Raw genomic sequence first — 18,371 nt, 5'->3', positions numbered from 1 at the left:
GTTTCCCTTGTTTTGTTGGTTGATCTGCCAGATCCTCAACAACAGGTTACACCGCTTCCTTCTCCCTTGTCATACACCAGAAATAATCATAGCTCCTGGTACTGGGTGTTGGTGCTAATGCCGGAGAACTGTTTGACCTGGCTGGTAAAAGTCCTAATCTATCCAACTTCAGGATCGTGGGATTCGTTCCGCTGGATAAAGAAAGCCGGCATGTACCGGTTGAGATGATTATCCCGAGGACAGGCTCGCTGATCTCGCTGACCAATCAGCATAATATTAGCGAAATCATTGTTTCGGTCCAGGAAAGACGAGGAGGTACCTACCCTATTCAGGAATTACTGGAGTGCAGAATAAACGGCATAAAGGTAACGGATCTGGTTGGCTTTTATGAAAGGGAGTGCGGCCATCTGCAAATGGACTCACTTTATCCCAGCTGGCTGGTGTTCGGCAGTGGTTTTAAACAAGGGTCATTGAGAACACTGATCAAACGCCTATTCGATATCACTGCCAGCCTGTTGTTGCTGATTGTTACGTTGCCAATCATATTGCTGGCTGCTTTGCTGATTCTGATTGAAGATGGTCGGCCTGTATTCTATCGTCAGGAAAGAGTGGGGCATGCCGGAAAACCCTATATGGTTTTCAAATTCCGCAGCATGTTCAACGATGCGGAAAAAGGTGGGAAACCGAGATGGGCCACGACTGATGATCCTCGCGTAACGCGAGTGGGAAAAATTATCCGTAAGTTGAGAATCGACGAATTACCACAAATCATTAATGTACTCAAAGGTGAAATGAGTTTTGTCGGGCCACGGCCTGAACGTCCTCACTTCGTCGATATACTCAGCGCACAAATTCCATACTATAACCTGCGGCATAGCATCAAACCTGGCATTACCGGCTGGGCACAAGTTCGTTATCCTTATGGTGCCTCCGTAGAAGATGCTATTGAAAAACTTCAATATGACCTGTATTACGTCAAGAACCATAGCCTGTTTCTTGATTTCATCATCCTGATCAACACCGTAGGCGTCGTACTGCTGAGCAAAGGCAGTCGGTGAGCATCGGTAATCACGATGGCAGCTACATTTTTTCTCCGTACTGACTGTCATGACAACCCTAAGTTACGCTGCGGCAGCGCTCGCTTTTTTCTTTTTATTCATGCTGCTGATAACCAGTTGGCGAGGCCGTCTTTATGGCTTGCTGCTGGCAATCGCCTGCATCATATCCTCAATATGGGCGGCAGCAATCGCGGGATTATCCTATTGGGATTATTCAGATCCTCTGCTGCCTCAAATACTGGAAATATTACGAAATGCTGCCCTGACTACATTTCTGATTACCTTGCTGGGGCCTTTCCAGTCCGGTAAAACAAATAAAACCTTTCCCAGAATCAGGCCGGTTGTTACTGCCATCGCTCTGTTCTACCTGGTTTGTCTCGTACAAACAATCACTTTCAGTCACACTACCACTACCAGTGCTGATTCAGATCAACTCGGCTCCTCCTTCGAGTTTCTTACATGGGTAACAATGGCCATCATTGGTATGATTCTGGTGGAGCAATATTACCGGAACACACCCCACGAGCAACGCTGGGGGATTAAATTCATTTGCCTGGGTATCGGGGGGTTATTTGTTTATGATTTTTATTTGTACAGCGATGCATTATTATTCAGAAAAATAAGCCCTGATATCTGGGCTGCTCGGGGGTGGGTCAATACACTTATCGTTCCCCTGATTGCACTTTCGGCAGCACGCAACCCTAAATGGACAGTTGGCATTGCCGTTTCCAGACGCATCCTGTTTTACTCCACAGCACTATTTGGTGCCGCGATTTACCTGCTGTTAATGGCTGCGGCCGGTTATTACCTCCGATTCTCGGGCGGGACCTGGGGTGCAGTATTTCAGCTGACTTTCCTGTTTGGTGCAATTGTTCTACTGATCACTGTACTATTTTCCGGGACGACACGTTCCTGGCTCAAAGTGTTCATCAGCAAGCATTTTTTCAGCTATAACTATGATTATCGTGAAGAATGGCTGCGCTTTACGCGCACCCTGTCTGAAGAAGAAACGGAATTGAAGATTCGTGTGATTAAATCACTCGCGCAGCTGGTTGAAAGCCCAGCCGGAGCAGTGTGGTTCAAATCAGAACAAAATCATGCCTATCAACTGATTGCACGCTGGAATATTCCATATATTGATACATCTGTCGAAATTAACAGTCATTTTTGCCGGTTTATGCAGGAAAGTTCCTGGGTAATTGATTTATATCAGCATGATTCCGGGCCTCAGCAATACGCAGCCATGATACTACCTGACTGGCTGCCCACTATTCCCAAGGCACGCTGGGTGGTACCACTAATATTGCATGGAGAGCTGCTGGGATTTGTGGTGCTGACCGAACCCAGAAGTACGGTCAAATTTGATTGGGAAGTCAGGGATTTATTGAAAGTAGCAGGAAGCCAGGCAGCAAGTTATCTAGCGCAGTACGAAGCAACTCAGGCGCTCTCTACGGCACGACAGTTTGAATCATTCAATCGCATGTCTACGTTTATCGTGCACGACATCAAAAATCTGATTGCCCAGCTTTCGTTGTTGCTGACCAATGCGGTAAAGCATAAGGACAACCCGGAATTTCAGCAGGATATGCTGGACACTGTAGCGTTATCTATCAACAAAATGAAACGTTTACTTGAAAAACTCAGCGACGGAGGCATGCATGAAGAAAAAAACTCCTTGTTATCTCTAGATGAATTACTGCAACAAATCATTGAAAGCAAATCCTTCTGTGAACCGAGGCCAGTACTTAATATCATCGATCCAAATCTAAATATACAAGCCGATCCATCACGCCTGGAGCGTGTGCTTGGTCATCTGGTACAAAATGCAATCGAGGCCACTCCCAAAGACGGATATGTTGAGGTACGACTCGGGCGACAATCCGGATGGGCAGTAATCAAGATTAAAGACAGTGGACATGGCATGAACGAACAATTTATCCGCGACAAATTATTTACTCCTTTCGAGTCGACCAAAACAGCCGGCATGGGCATTGGTGTGTTCGAGAGCAGGGAATATGTCGAACAAATTGGTGGAAAATTGCATGTATCCAGTGAAGTATCAAAAGGAACTGTTTTCTCGGTCATGCTACCGATAGCAAAATCCATGCAATCTCCCGTTACACCGTTATAAAAATATCTTGAAAAGAGCGCTGTCACGAACAGCCAGCGCACCTGTTATTCCTTCGTTACATGGTTCTTCTCTGAAACACAATTATGCTCCGTTATTTTGAACGCCTGATCACCCCCTTTCCATCCGACCAGCTTACCGAACCACCCGCCACACTCTATCAGTTCTGCCGTCACTACATGCAAGGCTCAGGAATCTACTTCCTGCTGCTGGCAATCGCCACATTTTTTGTGGCCGTTGGCGAGGCCATGCTGTTTGGTGTACTGGGAACGATTGTGGACTGGTTGGCCGAGAATGACCCACAAGCATTTTTACAACAGGAAAGGCTGGCTCTGCTGGGACTTTCGCTTTTCATCCTGATACTGATGCCGATTATTGTTTTCTTTCACTCGGTGATTTTGTACCAGTCTCTGATGGGAAATTTTCCCATGGTCGTTCGCTGGCTGTCCCATCGCTATCTGCTTGATCAAAGTTACGCTTTCTTCCAAAATGAATTCAGCGGACGTATCGCAACCAAGGTCATGCAAACAGCTTTGGCTGTGCGCGAAACAATCATCAAAACCCTGGATGTTTTGCTGTTTGTTACTGTCTATCTTGCAACGGCATTACTGCTGATTGCACATGCGGATATTCGCCTCTGCATACCGCTGATTATCTGGCTGGCAGTGTATTTATGCATCCTGCGTCACTTCATCCCCAAACTAAAAAGCATCTCAAAAATTCAGGCAGATGCCCGCTCAAACATGACCGGACGCATTGTGGACAGCTATGCCAATATCCTCACGCTCAAGCTCTTTTCTCACACCCTGCGGGAATCTGACTACGCTCGGGATGGCATGCAGGAATTTCTGGATACTGTGCATCCACAAATGCGCCTGGTGACCTGGTTGAATACCTGCGTATGGATCAATAACATGCTGTCCGTCTTTGCAATCGGCGCATTGGGAATCGCGCTGTGGCTCGACGGCAGCATCAGCACTGGCGCGATAGCCATTGCACTGAGTCTTGCCATCCGTCTGACCGGGATGTCTCACTGGATCATGCTGGAAGTTGGAGAATTATTCGAGAACATCGGCATCGTGCAAGATGGAATAAATATGCTGGCCAAACCACATGCAGTGACGGATGCTCCCGGTGCCGTGCCACTATCCGTTACTCACGGTGCGATCGACTATAACCAGGTTGAATTTTCCTACCACAACAACATCAAGAATGAAGATCACCGAATTTTTGAGGCACTTGATCTTCATATCAGTCCCGGCGAAAAAGTCGGTCTTGTCGGTCCTTCCGGGGCCGGAAAATCGACCCTGATCAGCCTGCTGCTGCGTTTTTATGATATCCAGCAGGGCAGTATTCAGATCGATCGGCAGGATATCAAGACCGTGACACAGGAAAGCCTGCGCGCCAGCATCGCCATTGTTACGCAAGACACTTCGTTGCTACACCGCTCTATTCGTGAAAATATTCTGTTTGGCAGACCCGATGCAACCGAAGAAGAAATACGACTGGCCGCACAGCAAGCGCATGCACACGGATTTATCCAAGATCTGGTCGATATTCACGGCCGCAGAGGGTATGACGCCATGGTGGGTGAGCGTGGGGTCAATCTGTCAGGTGGGCAACGTCAGCGTATCGCTATTGCCCGGGTGCTGCTCAAAGATGCGCCGATTCTGATTCTGGATGAGGCAACTTCTGCGCTGGATTCCGATATAGAAGCCGACATTCAGCAAAGCCTGCAGGAGTTGATGCAAAATAAAACCGTGATTGCCATTGCTCATCGCCTCTCCACCATTGCCGCAATGGACCGGCTGATCGTACTGGATAACGGACGCATCGTCGAACAAGGTCGCCACACCGAGCTGCTGGCACTCAATGGGCTTTATGCCCGGCTCTGGAATCACCAATCTGGCGGTTTTCTAGGTCACTCTAAACAGGATGAAGTACTCTAGCTGGTTATATTGTAACGGCCCTTCAGAGTGAAACTTACTGCTGCGTCACTGGAGGAGGATCAAATCGGCGATACAGCACGGGTAATACCACCAGAGTCAGTAACGTGGAAGTAATCAACCCGCCGATCACCACAATGGCCAGCGGCCGCTGCACCTCTGAACCTGGGCCGGTTGCAAACAGGAACGGAACCAGCCCAAGCATCGCTACGGTAGCTGTCATCAGCACCGGACGAAAACGCTGCTCACATCCTCTGATGACAGCATCCTTGACACTAACGCCCTCATCGCGCAACTTCCGGATATAGGAAATCAGCACCACCCCGTTCAGCACCGCTATTCCCCACAACGCGATAAAACCAACTGAAGCTGGCACCGACAAATACTCACCGGTAACAAACAGACCGAATACGCCACCTATCGACGCAAATGGCAGTACCAGAATAATCAAGGCTGCTAGTTTGATAGAATTGAACAGCATGAACAACAAAAAGAAAATAGCAGCAATCGTTACAGGAACGATAATCGAAAGTGTATTCATCGCACGCTCCATATTCTCAAATTGCCCGCCCCATTCGAAAAAATAGCCGTCCGGCAGTTTTACTTCCTTGGCAATCCGCTCCTGTACCTCTGCCACAAAACCGCCTAAGTCACGGCCTTCAACGTTTGAACCGACTACTACGCGGCGCTTGGCATTTTCACGTGAAACTTGCGCCGGACCATCAACAACACTGATATTGGCAACGGTATACAAAGGTACGGTTACTCCATCCGGTGCGCGTAGCAACAGATTACGGATACTCTCGATGCTGTCACGGAAATGTTGTGGAAAACGTACTACAATAGAAAAACGTCGCTCACCCTCGTACAAAATACTTACTTCACGGCCACCTACAGCAGTCTCAATCAGCTCGTGCACATCAGCAACATTGATGCCGTTACGCGCAATGGCGTTACGATCAATATCAATAGTCAGCGATTGCTGGCCAGAAAGGCGTTCAATCCGGATATCCTGTGCACCGGGGACAGTGCGCAAGATGCGGGCGATCTGTTCTGACAGCCCACGTAATTTATCCAGGTTATCCCCAAAAATTTTCACGGCAATTTCAGAGCGTACACCAGTCACCATTTCATCCACTCTTTCCGCAATCGGTTGCGACAGAACGATATTGACACCAGGCAGCACTTCCAGCAATTTGCGAATATCATCATCTACTTCGTCCTGGGTTCGCCCGGAATTGGGATCCAGCGTCACCATCGGATCAGATTCATTCTGTCCGGCCGGATCAGCAGGTGATTCACCTCGACCCAACTTGGATACTACACTTTTCACCCCTGGCACCTGCGAGATAGCCTTCATTGCTTCCATTTCCATTTCAATTGCTTCAGACAGAGAAATAGAAGCTACCCGGTTGATCTGCGGTGTTAATGCACCTTCCTGCAGGGTAGGAATAAACGATTTCCCCAGGAATGGAAACAACATAAAAGACAGCAACAGCAGCCCCAGTGCGGTGATAACTGTCAACCTCCCTCTCTTAAGAGCAGTGTTAAGCAGGGATCGGTAGGCTCTTTTCAATCCGGCAATGATCCAGGTATCATGTTCAGCCGTCCCACCCTTCAGAACATAGGCACAAAGTACCGGGGACAAAGTCAGTGAAACGATCAGAGAAATCGCCAGGGCAATCGCAATCGTAAAAGCCAACGGGCTAAACAATTTTCCTTCCATACCCTGCAGCGTCATCAGTGGCAGGAAAACCAGAATAATAATACAGATCCCGAAAATTACCGGGGTCCCTACTTCGGCCACAGCCTCACCAATAGCATGCGTGCGCGACTCACGCGCGCCATCGCTATGGCCCAGTCGATGAAAGACGTTTTCCACCACGACTACGGTCGAATCAACCATCAATCCGATCGCAATTGCAAGCCCACCCAGCGACATCAGATTGGCGGAAATACCCTGATGGTTCATCACCATGAATGTCAGCAAAGGCGTAACTACCAGCGTTGCCACTACGATCAAACTGGAGCGCACATCTCCCAGAAAGATGAACAGCACGATAATAACCAGAAAAATGCCTTCCATTAGCACTTTGCTGACTGTCCATAAAGCAGCATCAACTAAGTCAGTCCGATCATAATATGGAACAATCTGCAATCCATCCGGCAACAGATTTTGCTCATTGATCTCGGCTACTTTTGCCTTGACTCGTCCTACGATCTCCTTGGCATTCCCCCCTCTTATCATCAACACGATGCCAGAAGCAGATTCCGTATATCCACCCTTGATAATAGCCCCTGCTCTCACCTCCGTGCCCAGTTTTACTTCCGCAACATCACGCACGAACACAGGTACGCCACGCTCCTCGGACAACACAATATTGCCAATATCCTGCAGTGTACGGATCAGTCCAACGCCCTTGACGAGGTACTGTTCACTGCCTGTCGGCAAAATCCCGCCACTGGCATTGGCATTGTTCTCTGCAATGGCTTTTTCTACCTGCTCCAATGTCAAGTCATAATGACGCAGCTTATTGGGATTCGTCAGCACATGGTATTGCTTGACATACCCGCCTTGAGAATTGATTTCCGCCACTCCGGGAATTGAACGCAACATTGGCCGGACAATCCAATCCTGCACAATGCGCCGTTTAGTCAGTTCTTCCACGGACAGCGCTCGTTCCCCGTCATCGGGATGATCTATCGTATATTGATACACTTCGCCCAATCCTGTGGAAACCGGACCCAAACGCGGCGTAATTCCAGCCGGCATTTTACTGGCCACTTCCAGCAGCCGCTCCATCACCAGTTGCCGAGCAAAGTAAACATCAGTTGCATCGGTAAATACCAGTGTAATGATAGATAAGCCGCTCTTGTTCAAAGAACGCATTTCCTCCAGTCCGGGCATCCCGGTCATAGCAATTTCCAATGGAATAGTCACCAGGCGCTCTATTTCCTCCGGACTGCGGCCGACTGCCTCGGTTGCAATCTGCACTTGAACATTAGTGACATCCGGGAAAGCATCCACTGACAAACGCTGTGCTGCATGCAGACCAAATCCCATCAGAATCAGTGCAACCACGACGACTATCAAACGCTGCGCCAGCATGGCGCGTACCAGAGAAATAATCATCGTTATTCCAGATCCTTGCGTTTACGCTCGTTATTCAGATGGAAGGCTCCCTTCACAATAATCAGCTGATCTGGTGTTAATCCCTCCAGAACAGGCCTCATCTGATTCACTGGTTCATCCAGCTTCACCTGGGTTAATGTGAAACCACCATCTTCCCGGGCGACAAATACGTGATCTTCATTATGCTCACGCACCACTGCGCCTTCCGGGATAACGAGACGTTCACGCGCATGCTCATCAATATGCACTGTAGCCAGCATATCCGGCTTTAGTTTACGCTCAGGATTATCCACCTCAGTACGGACAGTCACTGTCCTCGTCAACGGATTAACAATATCGGATACGAAAATGATAGTCCCGTCAAAATTTGCGTCACCCAGTGCCGGCACACGAACTTCCACATGCTGTCCCTGCTCAACAAAATGCGCAGCGTATTCCGGAACATCCCCTACCACCCACAGTTCAGATAAATCAGCTACGGTAAACAATTGATCTGATGGCTGCACTACTTGTCCAACTGCTACATTACGCGCGATAACTGTGCCACTGCGCGGGGCAGTAATCACAACAGATGGAAGAATCTGCCCGTGCCGGGTCAGATCTTGTATTGCCTGATTATTTACTCCCAGTAAAAGTAATTGATCCTTGGCTGCACTCAGTTCAGCGTTCGAAACCTGCGATTCCGATTCCCGGCGCTGCAGCTCGGCGGCACTAATAACATCCTCAGCGAACAGCTGTCTGGCACGTATGGCTGCACGCTCTGCCAGAACGGCCAATGAATTAGCACGAAGATAAGCTAATTGCGCCTGCACTAATTCCGGACTTGTAATTCGGGCCAATTTGGCACCAGCTGCGACACTATCTCCTAAATGCGCATAAACTTCGACGATTCTTCCGGTAAAACTGGCTCCCACCTGAACAAGTTTCGTCTCATTTACCTTAATTTGACCGGGAACATGCAGCTTTTCGGAGATATCAGCAAGGAATGGTTTACCGGTTTCAACTCGCTGACGCAAATCCGGCCTGAGAAAAATTGTATGGGAATCAGCCAATCCCGCTTTAACATGTTTTTCTGGGGAATCCTGCTCTTCTTTGCTGCTGCAACCCGAAATAGAAAGCACTACGAATGCAAAAATAACTGCAATAGTTTGTATCTGGAAACTCATTGGGGAAAATTACTCCTGTGGATAATGCGCCCGCAGCCGATCTATCTCTGCTGCTGCTGCCTGCAATTCGAACTGGGCCTGCAATAATTCCGAGCGCGCATTACGTAGCACCCGTTGAGTATCCAGTACCTCGATAAAATCTCTTTCTCCCAACCGGAAAGCAGCTTCCGCCACGCGCAGCGCAGCTTTCGCCTCCTTAACGATGCCGCCTTCGAACATCTCCACCCTGCGCCGGGCAATCTCCATGGCCTGCCAGGCAGACTCCAGCAACCGGCCGATCTCGTAGCGACGATAATCGAGCGTTTCGCGTACCCTAGCTGCATCTGAAACTGCCGCATCAACTTCACCACGTCGCTGATAAAATAATGGGATGCGAACGCTCAGTCCGGCAGTATTCGATGTAAATTGCCTATCCTGATAATTGCTGTACAGAATATCCACGGATGGGAGCACAGAAGCGCGCTCCTGATCAATACGTAAACGTGCGCGATCCTGTTCTGCTTCCAGCCGTTGAATTTCCGGGTTTGTAGCGGGTAATTCCGTACGTAACATCTCCAGTGAAGGCAGTTCCACTGGGTCGCTGAGTGAAGCGATCACATCAAACTCAGCAGGCAGCGTACCGGCTGTCAGCTGCAGCAGCGCGATTCGCGCCCGCTCCGTGTTCAGCAATGCTGCCTCTTTTCTACTCGCCGCTGTCATTACCTCGGTATCGGCCCGAATTAGCTCAAACCGGGCAATTTCACCTGATTCAACACTCAGTTTGATACGGCGTTGAATTTCCCCCATCAAATTAAAAATATCTGATTCCATTTCTGCCAGGCCACGCCGTAACAAAAATTCGTAGATATGCACCCGGAGTTGTGCCGCTAGATCTGCTCGGGCCTGTTCCAGATTTGCGCGACTGGCTTCAACGCCGGATTCTGCCGCCCCAATGCGGGCACGTCGCACCCATGGATTTTCCAGTGGTTGGCTGACGGTTACCTGCCGCTGCATGGAAGATGGTCCGGTATCGATTTCCGGCAATCGCGGACTATCAGGTCCGGCCATGAAGGTTATTTCCGGGTTGGGAAATGCCGATGCACTGGTTACTCCCGCCTGTGCAATATCAACCTGTGAACGCGCTGCTTGCAACAGGCCATTGGCCTGCAACCCCATGCGCTGAATATCTGCAACAGTATAGCCGCCACCTGCTGCCAGAACCGAGCAATTCAGCATAAATAAAGTCAGGCCACACAGAACCCACGAGAAAATAATATTACACATACGAAAAATGATAATTATTCATACTCCAACAGCAGTACCCGCATAAAGTTATCAATCATACGATTGCACATAAATTTAAATATTTTAATTAAGTTTTCTGCGAGTGATTATTACAGACAGAACTGTAATCATCACAAGAAACATGACCAAGGTGTAGCTATCCAATGATGTCGAGAAGTGCAACACTGCGAGTGCGCGATTTTGCTACCACTCCAAAGTGCTGATTCAGCGAACGGGTAGCAGTGAAACAGGTATCATGGCACGTCGCGAAGGAAACAATCATTCACTATCTTATAGAGATGACGTTTTGTTCCGAGAAATACAGTACTTATTCATGCAGTATTTAATCAGAAGTGCCTTGGTCTGATTTCCGTCTTTTTATCTGGCGTTTTTTCCACCACCATCCTGCTATTAACAACGTAAGGGCTATATACCAGATACCGTAGGTGCGCATCCATACTTGCGGATTTTTTTTCACGAACAGCCGGATTTCAGCCAGATCAGCAATCTGTGGATGCTCATGAGTCGTTTCAGTTGTCTGCAGATATAGCTTGAGCGACAGTTCGTAACGTCCTTCCTTTTCTGGCGTGATGATCCACGACCAATGCGTCTCATCCCGACCGGAAAAAAGCTGAGCCTGCGGCTCCGGTGGGTTAATAGAAAACTCATCGCCGGTTATCCCAGCATGCATTTCTGGAAAAACTTTACCGTGAATATTTTGCAATTCAGTTCCGGGAAGCGATTTTTCAACAATATCATTGATACGCAGCGCCAATTCTTTGGTATCCAATCGCAGTGTGATTTCAAAAGGTTTAAATTGCTTTACCTCATGCGGCAAGGTAATTATCGAGCTATCTGCAGGTAGTTTCATCATTACAAGCGGAGGAAAATGTTTCTCTCCAAACCAGGCATGTGCAAGAAAGTTCATTACAAACGGAATCAATAAAACGGCTGCAATCAGAGCCGGCAGAACCACACTAAAAGGGGCATCTTTCTTGTACATCATATCCTCCCAAAACTGAACGGTTCCTGAACAACCCATCCTTTACCGGACAGCATCGCAATCCAATGGGATAGAGAGTAGACTCTGTGAGAAATAAAATTGACTCTTCTGCTATGACGCATAATATTCCTTGTTTCGTTGCTCATCGGGGATATCCCGCATTGTATCCGGAAAATTCCCTGCCCGGAATTCAGGCAGCAATCCAGGCGGGTACCCGTTATGTTGAAGTTGATATTCAACTAAGCTGCCAACTTACTCCATACCTTTGTCATGACGATCATCTCAGACGGTTAACCGGGCACAACGCTTATTTGACCGAGTTGAGGGATGATGAAATCGACATACTGACGATTCCTTACCCAAGCTCCACAAAATCTGCTCTCATTCCTCGCCTGGCAAAATTCTGTCAATATCTGGCACAGTACCCGCAAGTTACTGCGTTTATTGAAATCAAATCTGAAAGTATTGCCCGGTTTGGTTTAAACAAGACGATAGCTGCAATTCTTCCGATTATTGACCCGGTGCGAGAACAATGCGTCCTGATTTCCTTCGACTGGGAAGCGATAGCGCTGATCAAAACACATCAGATATACAGAATTGGCTGGATTATTGATGGCTGGACAGACAAGCAGTCAACCATGGCCACACGGCTGCAGCCAGATTATCTGTTTAGCAGCATCCGTTATCTGCCTAAAAATCTGGATCAGCTCTGGTCTGGATCATGGCAATGGGTAATTTACACAGTGGATGATTACGACATGGCGCTTGACTATGCAAAGGCTGGCATTACACTGATTGAAACCGATACTATTGGTACTTTACTTGCATCTTGAACTAGGGCCATGTCTGCAACCAATCATTACGACCTCATAATTGTTGGCGGAGGAATTCAAGGTGTTGCTGTTGCACAGGCGGCGGCTGCACGTGGCTACAGCGTACTGGTGCTAGAAAAAGCTGCTTTAGCAGCGGGCACTTCGAGCCGTTCAAGTAAATTGATTCATGGCGGTCTGCGTTATCTGGAAAGTGGCCAATTCGGCTTGGTGCGTGAAAGTCTAAAGGAACGCGCAGAGTTGCTGCGCCTTGCTCCTTCGCTGGTCAGATTGCAACCCTTTTATCTTCCTATTTACCACCAGACATCGCGTGACTCACTAACTATTCGTGCAGGACTCAGCCTTTATGCTCTACTGGCGGGATTTGGCAAGGGGGCCGGCTTTTGCTCCATACCACGAAGAAAATGGGGAGAGTTGGACGGCCTCTCCACACGCGGACTCAAACATGTCTTCCAGTACTGGGATGCCCAGACTGATGATCAGACACTTACTCAGGCAATGATGCATTCTGCTTCATCACTGGGCGCAGAGTTACGCTGCCCAGCGGAATTCACTCACGCCAGGATTTTCGGAGACACCTGTGAAATTGAATTTTTGGAAAACAATCAGCCTTATCAGTGTACGGCAAGTGTGCTCATCAATGCTGCCGGCCCCTGGATCAACCAGGTGGCAGAACGTATCTCACCACCCCCACCAACATACCCGGTAGAGCTGGTACAAGGCACTCACCTGGTGCTGAACGGACGGTTGAATATGGGCTGTTATTACCTTGAATCACCACAGGATCAGAGAGCTATTTTTGCCTTGCCATGGAAAGAACATATTTTGTTGGGTACAACTGAGACGGTATTCAAAGGAGAACCTGAGAAGGCATCTCCTCTGATAACAGAAGAGGTCTATCTGCTTGGCTGTTTTCGTTATTATTTTCCGGATCACTACATCACAATCCGAGAGCGCTTTGCCGGCCTACGTGTACTACCGGAGTCTGGGAGCCTCCCTTTTAATCGTTCACGTGAAATACATCTGCAATGTGATCATCCGAAATACCCTCGGGTTGTGGGAATCTACGGAGGGAAACTGACAGTCTGTCGTGCAACGGCCCGGAAAGTTTTACACACCCTGCGTCTTTCTCTACCTGTCCGGATACCCAGAGCAGATATCTCGCAATTATCGCTTGAGCTCCCTTGAGTTCAATTACAACACGGATTTTCCAAAATCTATTTTTTTGTAGCCTTCTCGGTTTTTTTTGTACGCCGGGCGATTTCTTTTTTGACTTCTTCCAGAAAATTGCTGTTATTTTTATGCTGTTGTTTTACTTTGTACCACATTAAACAGACAACACCTCCCAGCAGGATAGGTACTAAGCTTACTGGTTCAAAGCCATCAAACATTAAAAACACGATTCCTGTTGAAACACCAAATACACCAAGCAACCCTACTGCATATCCTTTACGTCCGTTCCAGATCGATTGAGCATGCTTGGCACACCATGCATCGACCTCATCCCGGGCTGATATCAGTTCCTCATCAGTCATTTCTTTGAAATTCATTAGTAACCTCCCGATAAATTAGAAACAATTTCATCAATCTTCTGGCTCAGATAAAATGACTTTAGCGTCGGTTTATCCGCATATTATTTCTTTTATTCTGCTAAAGAATCTTTACCCGGTTTCAACCCATTCAGCTGTTCAATTAGCGCTCGTCTTTCATTCTCTGTTTCCTGATAGCGCGTGTAGAGTTCATTCAGCTCATCCGTATAACGGCGTATCCTTTCGGTACGTTTCTTGCGCTGTATGGCCGAATCCTCATACTTTGGCGCTTCGCCACTGATAATCATGTCACTTCCAGTCTGAGCGACCTGATCGTCCTGCGCGATCTCGTGGCGTCGCAATTCCTGAAGCATTTGAAACTGCTGAAATAAAATCTGCTGTTCCTGTTGCTGCTGCGCAACAGCAGCTTCCATCTCAAGAATCTGTTTCTCATTGTCCGCTGCTGCAAATACAGACATGGAGATCAGCAGCAAACCAAAAAACAGCAGTTTCATGCTATTTGCTCCCAGAAAATCCAGATCAATATTTCGCAAATCAGATATGAATGGTCCGTTTAGCCACGCCTAATGCAGCTTCATGCAGTGATTCGGAAAGTGATGGATGAGCATGTACGATACGTGCCAGATCCTCGCTGCTGGCAGAAAACCCCATGGCAACCACAGCTTCGGCAATTATTTCAGATACATAAGGACCCACCATATGTACGCCGAGGATACGATCGCTTTCTGCATCCGCCAGAACTTTAACAAACCCTGTTGTTTCCCCCAGTGCGCGAGCACGTCCGTTAGCCATGAACGGAAACTGCCCTACTTTGTAGATAACACCTTCTGCCTTCAGCGCCTGTTCGGTTTTTCCCACCCAAGCAATCTCCGGTGCGGTATAAATCACCCATGGCATCATTCCGAGATCAATATGCGCGGTTGAATCAGATGCTCCTTGCTGGTTCGACGCTATCCGCTCCGCAACAGCAACTCCTTCTTCAGAAGCCTTATGCGCCAGCATTGGCCCTCTTACAACATCTCCAATTGCATATACATTTTGCAAACTGGTTTGGCAAAATTTATCCACACCAATATATCCGCGCTCATCCAGCTGTAATCCTGTTTCTTTAGCTCCCAAACTAGCGGTATTGGGAACACGCCCCACAGCCACGATGAGTTTGTCCACCTCCAGGCTCTGTACGTTCTTGTCACGATCGGTATACTCGATTTTTACATTATCCTTGCCTGCTTGAGTTGATTTAATCTCAACCCCGGTATGAATGACAAGTCCGGTTTCACGCGTCAATGCCTTGTATGCTTCCTTGGCGACTTGCTCATCTGCTGCTGACAGAAAATCAGCTTGGGCTTCCAGTATTGTTACTTCTGCTCCCAGCCTGCGCCAGACACTTCCAAGTTCCAAGCCAATCACTCCCGCACCGATAATGGCAAGTTTTCCAGGAGTTTGTTGCAAAGCCAGAGCACCTGCATTATCAAGTACATTAACCCCGTCAACTGGCGCTATTGTCAGAGAACGAGGAACAGAGCCTGTCGCAATGATGACATGCCTGGTGCGTACTGACTGCTCCTTCTCGTCAGTTTTTACTCTTATTTCCCAGCTATCATCGTCGTTATCGCGCTTTTGCAGTACGCCACGACCATGCAAGACAGTTACTTTATTTTTCTTGAACAGCATGCCAATCCCGCCAGTAAAAGCTTTGACGATCTTGTCCTTGCGGGCAATCATGGCTGGAACATCTATCGATAATCCATCCAGCTTAATGCCGTGTTCCGCAAATTTATGTCCCGCTCGCGCAAAATTCTCGGAAGACTCAAGCAGTGCTTTGGAAGGAATACAGCCCACGTTAAGACAGGTACCCCCCAAGCTTGGTCTGCCCTGCTCATTCTTCCAGTCATCAATACATACTGTGTTTAGCCCGAGCTGCGCACAGCGGATAGCTGCTACATAGCCGCCAGGCCCTGCGCCGATAACTGCTACATCGAATATATTATTCATATCAATTAAGTGACAAAAATTGCTCGTTGAGAAATCCGGTCTGAATTACCCCGGAACGCTAAAAATGCAATTCTCACACGGATACACTGATATTAGCCAGACTGATTCTGCTGATCTCTTCAGTCGCCCGAATGAATCGCTCCATTTCATGCAACTGCGCCATCGAATGAACTGTTTGCTGCCCACGCATATGTTCCAGCCTGGCTGTATCGACAGCAGAAAATTCCCATTGCAGGGATGTCAACAATTCGTCTGCTGAATCGGGATCGTTACATATCAATACCATGTTACACCCTGCCTGCAAGGCTTGCTCTGCCCGGTGAGTGATGCTGCCATAATTTCTGGCAGCCTGCATACACAGGTCATCACTGAAAATGCAACCCCTAAATCCCAGCTCGTTCCGCAAAATATCCTGCAACCACTTGCTGGAAAAACCTGCCGGGTTTGGATCAATGGCTGGATAAATAACATGCGCAGCCATGATGCCGGAAAGCCCTGTATCAATCATCCGGCGGAAAGGGGTCAGATCTTTCTTTTCAATATCCGTGTAATTGCGAGAATCAATAGCAGTTTCAACATGGGTATCCGCCTGGATCGCACCATGACCAGGGAAATGTTTACCTACTGCCACCATTCCCACCGACTGCAAACCGCTCATCAAGGCATGAGCCAGTTCAGCAACAACTTGTGGCTCACGATAAAAAGCACGATCACCAATCACGCTACTCTGCTCGCAATCAAGATCGAGCACAGGTGTAAAACTCACATCAACCCCACAAGCCTTGAGCTCTGCAGCCAGTACATAACCAATCTGCCGAGCCAGATGAAGCGACAAATCTGGATTCCTGTCCTGGATTTCTCCCAGCGTACGCATTGGCGGCAAACGCGTAAAACCGTCACGGAAACGCTGTACCCTGCCACCTTCCTGATCTACAGCAATCAATAGAGGCGGAGAGCGCAATGCATGAATGGATGCGGTTAATTCGGATAGCTGTGCTGGTGATTCATAATTTCGTGCAAACAGAATAACGCCACCAACAAGCGGATGACTCAATTGAACACGATCCGTTTCAGTTAACGTTGTGCCCGCTATGTCGAGCATCAGCGGGCCAAGAAACATATTTATTTTTCCAGCACCACAAAGGCACTTGCCAGTGTCAATTCATCACTAATGGAAAGATGATGACTAACAATACCGCGCTGCCCTATCCAATCGATCAGTTCCTGATGAAATTCAAAATAAGGTTTCCCCTGCGTATCATGCTGAACGGCAATATTCCCGAACATAACAGGGGTGCGCAAACCTGTGCCCACAGCCTTGGAAAAAGCCTCCTTGGCTGCAAAACGCTTTGCCAGAAACACTTCCGGCCGAGTCTGCCTCACATATTCTGACCACTCAGAATCTGCCAGCACGCGTCTGGCAAATCTTTCTCCGTAACGCTCCAGCGACCCCGCAATACGGGCAGGATCAACCAGATCGGTACCAATCCCGTATATCATGCACGCGCCTCTTGCATTAACGTTTTCATTTCCCGTACAGCTTGAGCAAAACCAATAAACAGTGCCCGGGCGACAATAGCATGGCCGATATTCAATTCGGTTATCTCCGGGATAAATGCAATTGGCGTGGTGTTCTGGTAATGCAAGCTGTGTCCAGCATTCACCTGTAATCCCCGGCTAAATGCATAGGCCGCCATACTGCGGATTGTTTCCAGCTCAGCCTGTTGTGCCTCAGATGTTGCAGCATCTGCATAATGGCCGGTATGTAGCTCAATCACTGGCGCGCCCACCCTGATTGCTGCATCAATCTGATCAGCTCGTGCATCAACAAACAGAGAAACACGAATTCCAGCTTCTGTGAGGCGCTTGCACGCGGCACTTACCTGATCGAAGTGCCGGATCACATCCAGTCCCCCTTCAGTGGTCAACTCTTCACGACGCTCCGGCACCAAGCAGATATCATGTGGTTTGATTCTGCAGGCAAAAGAGATCATCTCTTCTGTTACAGCGCTTTCCAGGTTCATTCGGGTTTTAAGTCGTTCTCGCAGAATTATCACATCCTCTTCCTGGATATGACGCCGATCTTCACGCAAATGTAGCGTAATCGCATCCGCTCCAGATTCCTCGGCAACCAGAGCTGCCTTGATCGGACTGGGATAATCCGTACCTCGTGCCTGCCGTAGCGTTGCGACATGATCAATATTGACACCCAGAGCTATCATGATTATTCAGTTCTCCCAGTCGTTTTAAATTGCTTTTTTTAATCTTTTACAAATCAGCTGATCTACAAACCCGGTTG

Annotated in this window: 16 protein-coding genes; 6 read left to right on the top strand and 10 right to left on the bottom strand. The window is 48.2% G+C overall.

The window, feature by feature from the left end:
• From C8R14_RS14165 to C8R14_RS10735, 4 genes are all read left to right on the top strand, one after another.
• Positions 1-228 (top strand): hypothetical protein (locus tag C8R14_RS14165; protein WP_258333075.1); only part of this gene is annotated, 228 nt, incomplete at its 5' end.
• Positions 129-1,058 carry a TIGR03013 family XrtA/PEP-CTERM system glycosyltransferase gene (locus C8R14_RS10745; protein ID WP_309147362.1) on the top strand — a complete coding sequence of 310 codons (930 nt, stop codon included), beginning with the start codon at positions 129-131 and terminating at the stop codon, positions 1,056-1,058. The genes C8R14_RS14165 and C8R14_RS10745, both read left to right, overlap by 100 nt.
• A 49-nt stretch (positions 1,059-1,107) precedes the next feature.
• On the top strand, positions 1,108-3,189 hold the full coding sequence (gene prsK / locus C8R14_RS10740; protein ID WP_011634803.1) for an XrtA/PEP-CTERM system histidine kinase PrsK: 2,082 nt from the start codon (positions 1,108-1,110) through the stop codon (positions 3,187-3,189).
• A gap of 83 nt (positions 3,190-3,272) precedes the next feature.
• Positions 3,273-5,135 (top strand): ABC transporter ATP-binding protein, encoded by a 1,863-nt coding sequence (locus tag C8R14_RS10735; RefSeq protein ID WP_011634804.1) that lies wholly within the window; start codon positions 3,273-3,275, stop codon positions 5,133-5,135.
• 34 nt (positions 5,136-5,169) lie between these two features.
• On the opposite strand, the gene C8R14_RS10730 is transcribed toward C8R14_RS10735, so the two are convergent.
• From C8R14_RS10730 to C8R14_RS10715, 4 genes are all read right to left on the bottom strand, one after another.
• Positions 5,170-8,265 (bottom strand): efflux RND transporter permease subunit, encoded by a 3,096-nt coding sequence (locus C8R14_RS10730; RefSeq protein ID WP_011634805.1) that lies wholly within the window; start codon positions 8,263-8,265, stop codon positions 5,170-5,172.
• A gap of 2 nt (positions 8,266-8,267) precedes the next feature.
• The gene (locus tag C8R14_RS10725) at positions 8,268-9,431 is read right to left on the bottom strand and encodes an efflux RND transporter periplasmic adaptor subunit (protein WP_011634806.1); all 1,164 of its coding nucleotides are present in this window, start codon (positions 9,429-9,431) and stop codon (positions 8,268-8,270) included.
• A gap of 9 nt (positions 9,432-9,440) precedes the next feature.
• Complete coding sequence (locus C8R14_RS10720) at positions 9,441-10,646, bottom strand: TolC family protein (RefSeq protein WP_240142177.1); 1,206 nt, start codon at positions 10,644-10,646, stop codon at positions 9,441-9,443.
• Positions 10,647-11,037: 391 nt separating this feature from the next.
• On the bottom strand, positions 11,038-11,700 hold the full coding sequence (locus C8R14_RS10715) for a hypothetical protein (RefSeq protein WP_242500166.1): 663 nt from the start codon (positions 11,698-11,700) through the stop codon (positions 11,038-11,040).
• An 83-nt stretch (positions 11,701-11,783) separates the two neighbouring features.
• Here C8R14_RS10715 and C8R14_RS10710 point away from each other — a divergent pair, with 83 nt between their 5' ends.
• Entirely contained in the window at positions 11,784-12,530 is a 747-nt protein-coding gene (locus C8R14_RS10710) for a glycerophosphodiester phosphodiesterase family protein (protein WP_256212020.1), read from the top strand.
• Between the two features lie 9 nt (positions 12,531-12,539).
• Positions 12,540-13,715 (top strand): FAD-dependent oxidoreductase, encoded by a 1,176-nt coding sequence (locus C8R14_RS10705; RefSeq protein ID WP_011634810.1) that lies wholly within the window; start codon positions 12,540-12,542, stop codon positions 13,713-13,715.
• A 29-nt stretch (positions 13,716-13,744) separates the two neighbouring features.
• Here C8R14_RS10705 and C8R14_RS10700 read toward each other — a convergent pair whose 3' ends face one another.
• From C8R14_RS10700 to pdxJ, 6 genes are all read right to left on the bottom strand, one after another.
• A complete protein-coding gene (locus tag C8R14_RS10700; protein WP_011634811.1) occupies positions 13,745-14,077 on the bottom strand; it encodes a hypothetical protein in 333 nt (110 codons plus the stop codon).
• 92 nt (positions 14,078-14,169) lie between these two features.
• Entirely contained in the window at positions 14,170-14,571 is a 402-nt protein-coding gene (locus tag C8R14_RS10695) for a hypothetical protein (RefSeq protein ID WP_011634812.1), read from the bottom strand.
• Between the two features lie 40 nt (positions 14,572-14,611).
• Positions 14,612-16,072 (bottom strand): dihydrolipoyl dehydrogenase, encoded by a 1,461-nt coding sequence (lpdA, locus tag C8R14_RS10690; protein ID WP_011634813.1) that lies wholly within the window; start codon positions 16,070-16,072, stop codon positions 14,612-14,614.
• Positions 16,073-16,145: 73 nt separating this feature from the next.
• Positions 16,146-17,192, bottom strand: coding sequence for a beta-N-acetylhexosaminidase (gene nagZ / locus C8R14_RS10685; RefSeq protein WP_011634814.1), 1,047 nt, complete (start codon positions 17,190-17,192; stop codon positions 16,146-16,148).
• Between the two features lie 2 nt (positions 17,193-17,194).
• Positions 17,195-17,572, bottom strand: coding sequence for a holo-ACP synthase (acpS, locus tag C8R14_RS10680; protein ID WP_011634815.1), 378 nt, complete (start codon positions 17,570-17,572; stop codon positions 17,195-17,197).
• Positions 17,569-18,294, bottom strand: a complete 726-nt coding sequence (gene pdxJ / locus C8R14_RS10675; RefSeq protein ID WP_011634816.1) for a pyridoxine 5'-phosphate synthase — start codon at positions 18,292-18,294, stop codon at positions 17,569-17,571. Before pdxJ ends, acpS begins: the two co-directional genes overlap by 4 nt.
• Positions 18,295-18,371 lie beyond the last annotated feature (77 nt).

Source organism: Nitrosomonas eutropha (genome assembly GCF_003201195.1).
GTDB lineage: Bacteria > Pseudomonadota > Gammaproteobacteria > Burkholderiales > Nitrosomonadaceae > Nitrosomonas > Nitrosomonas eutropha.
This window is presented reverse-complemented; position numbering and strand designations above follow the sequence as displayed.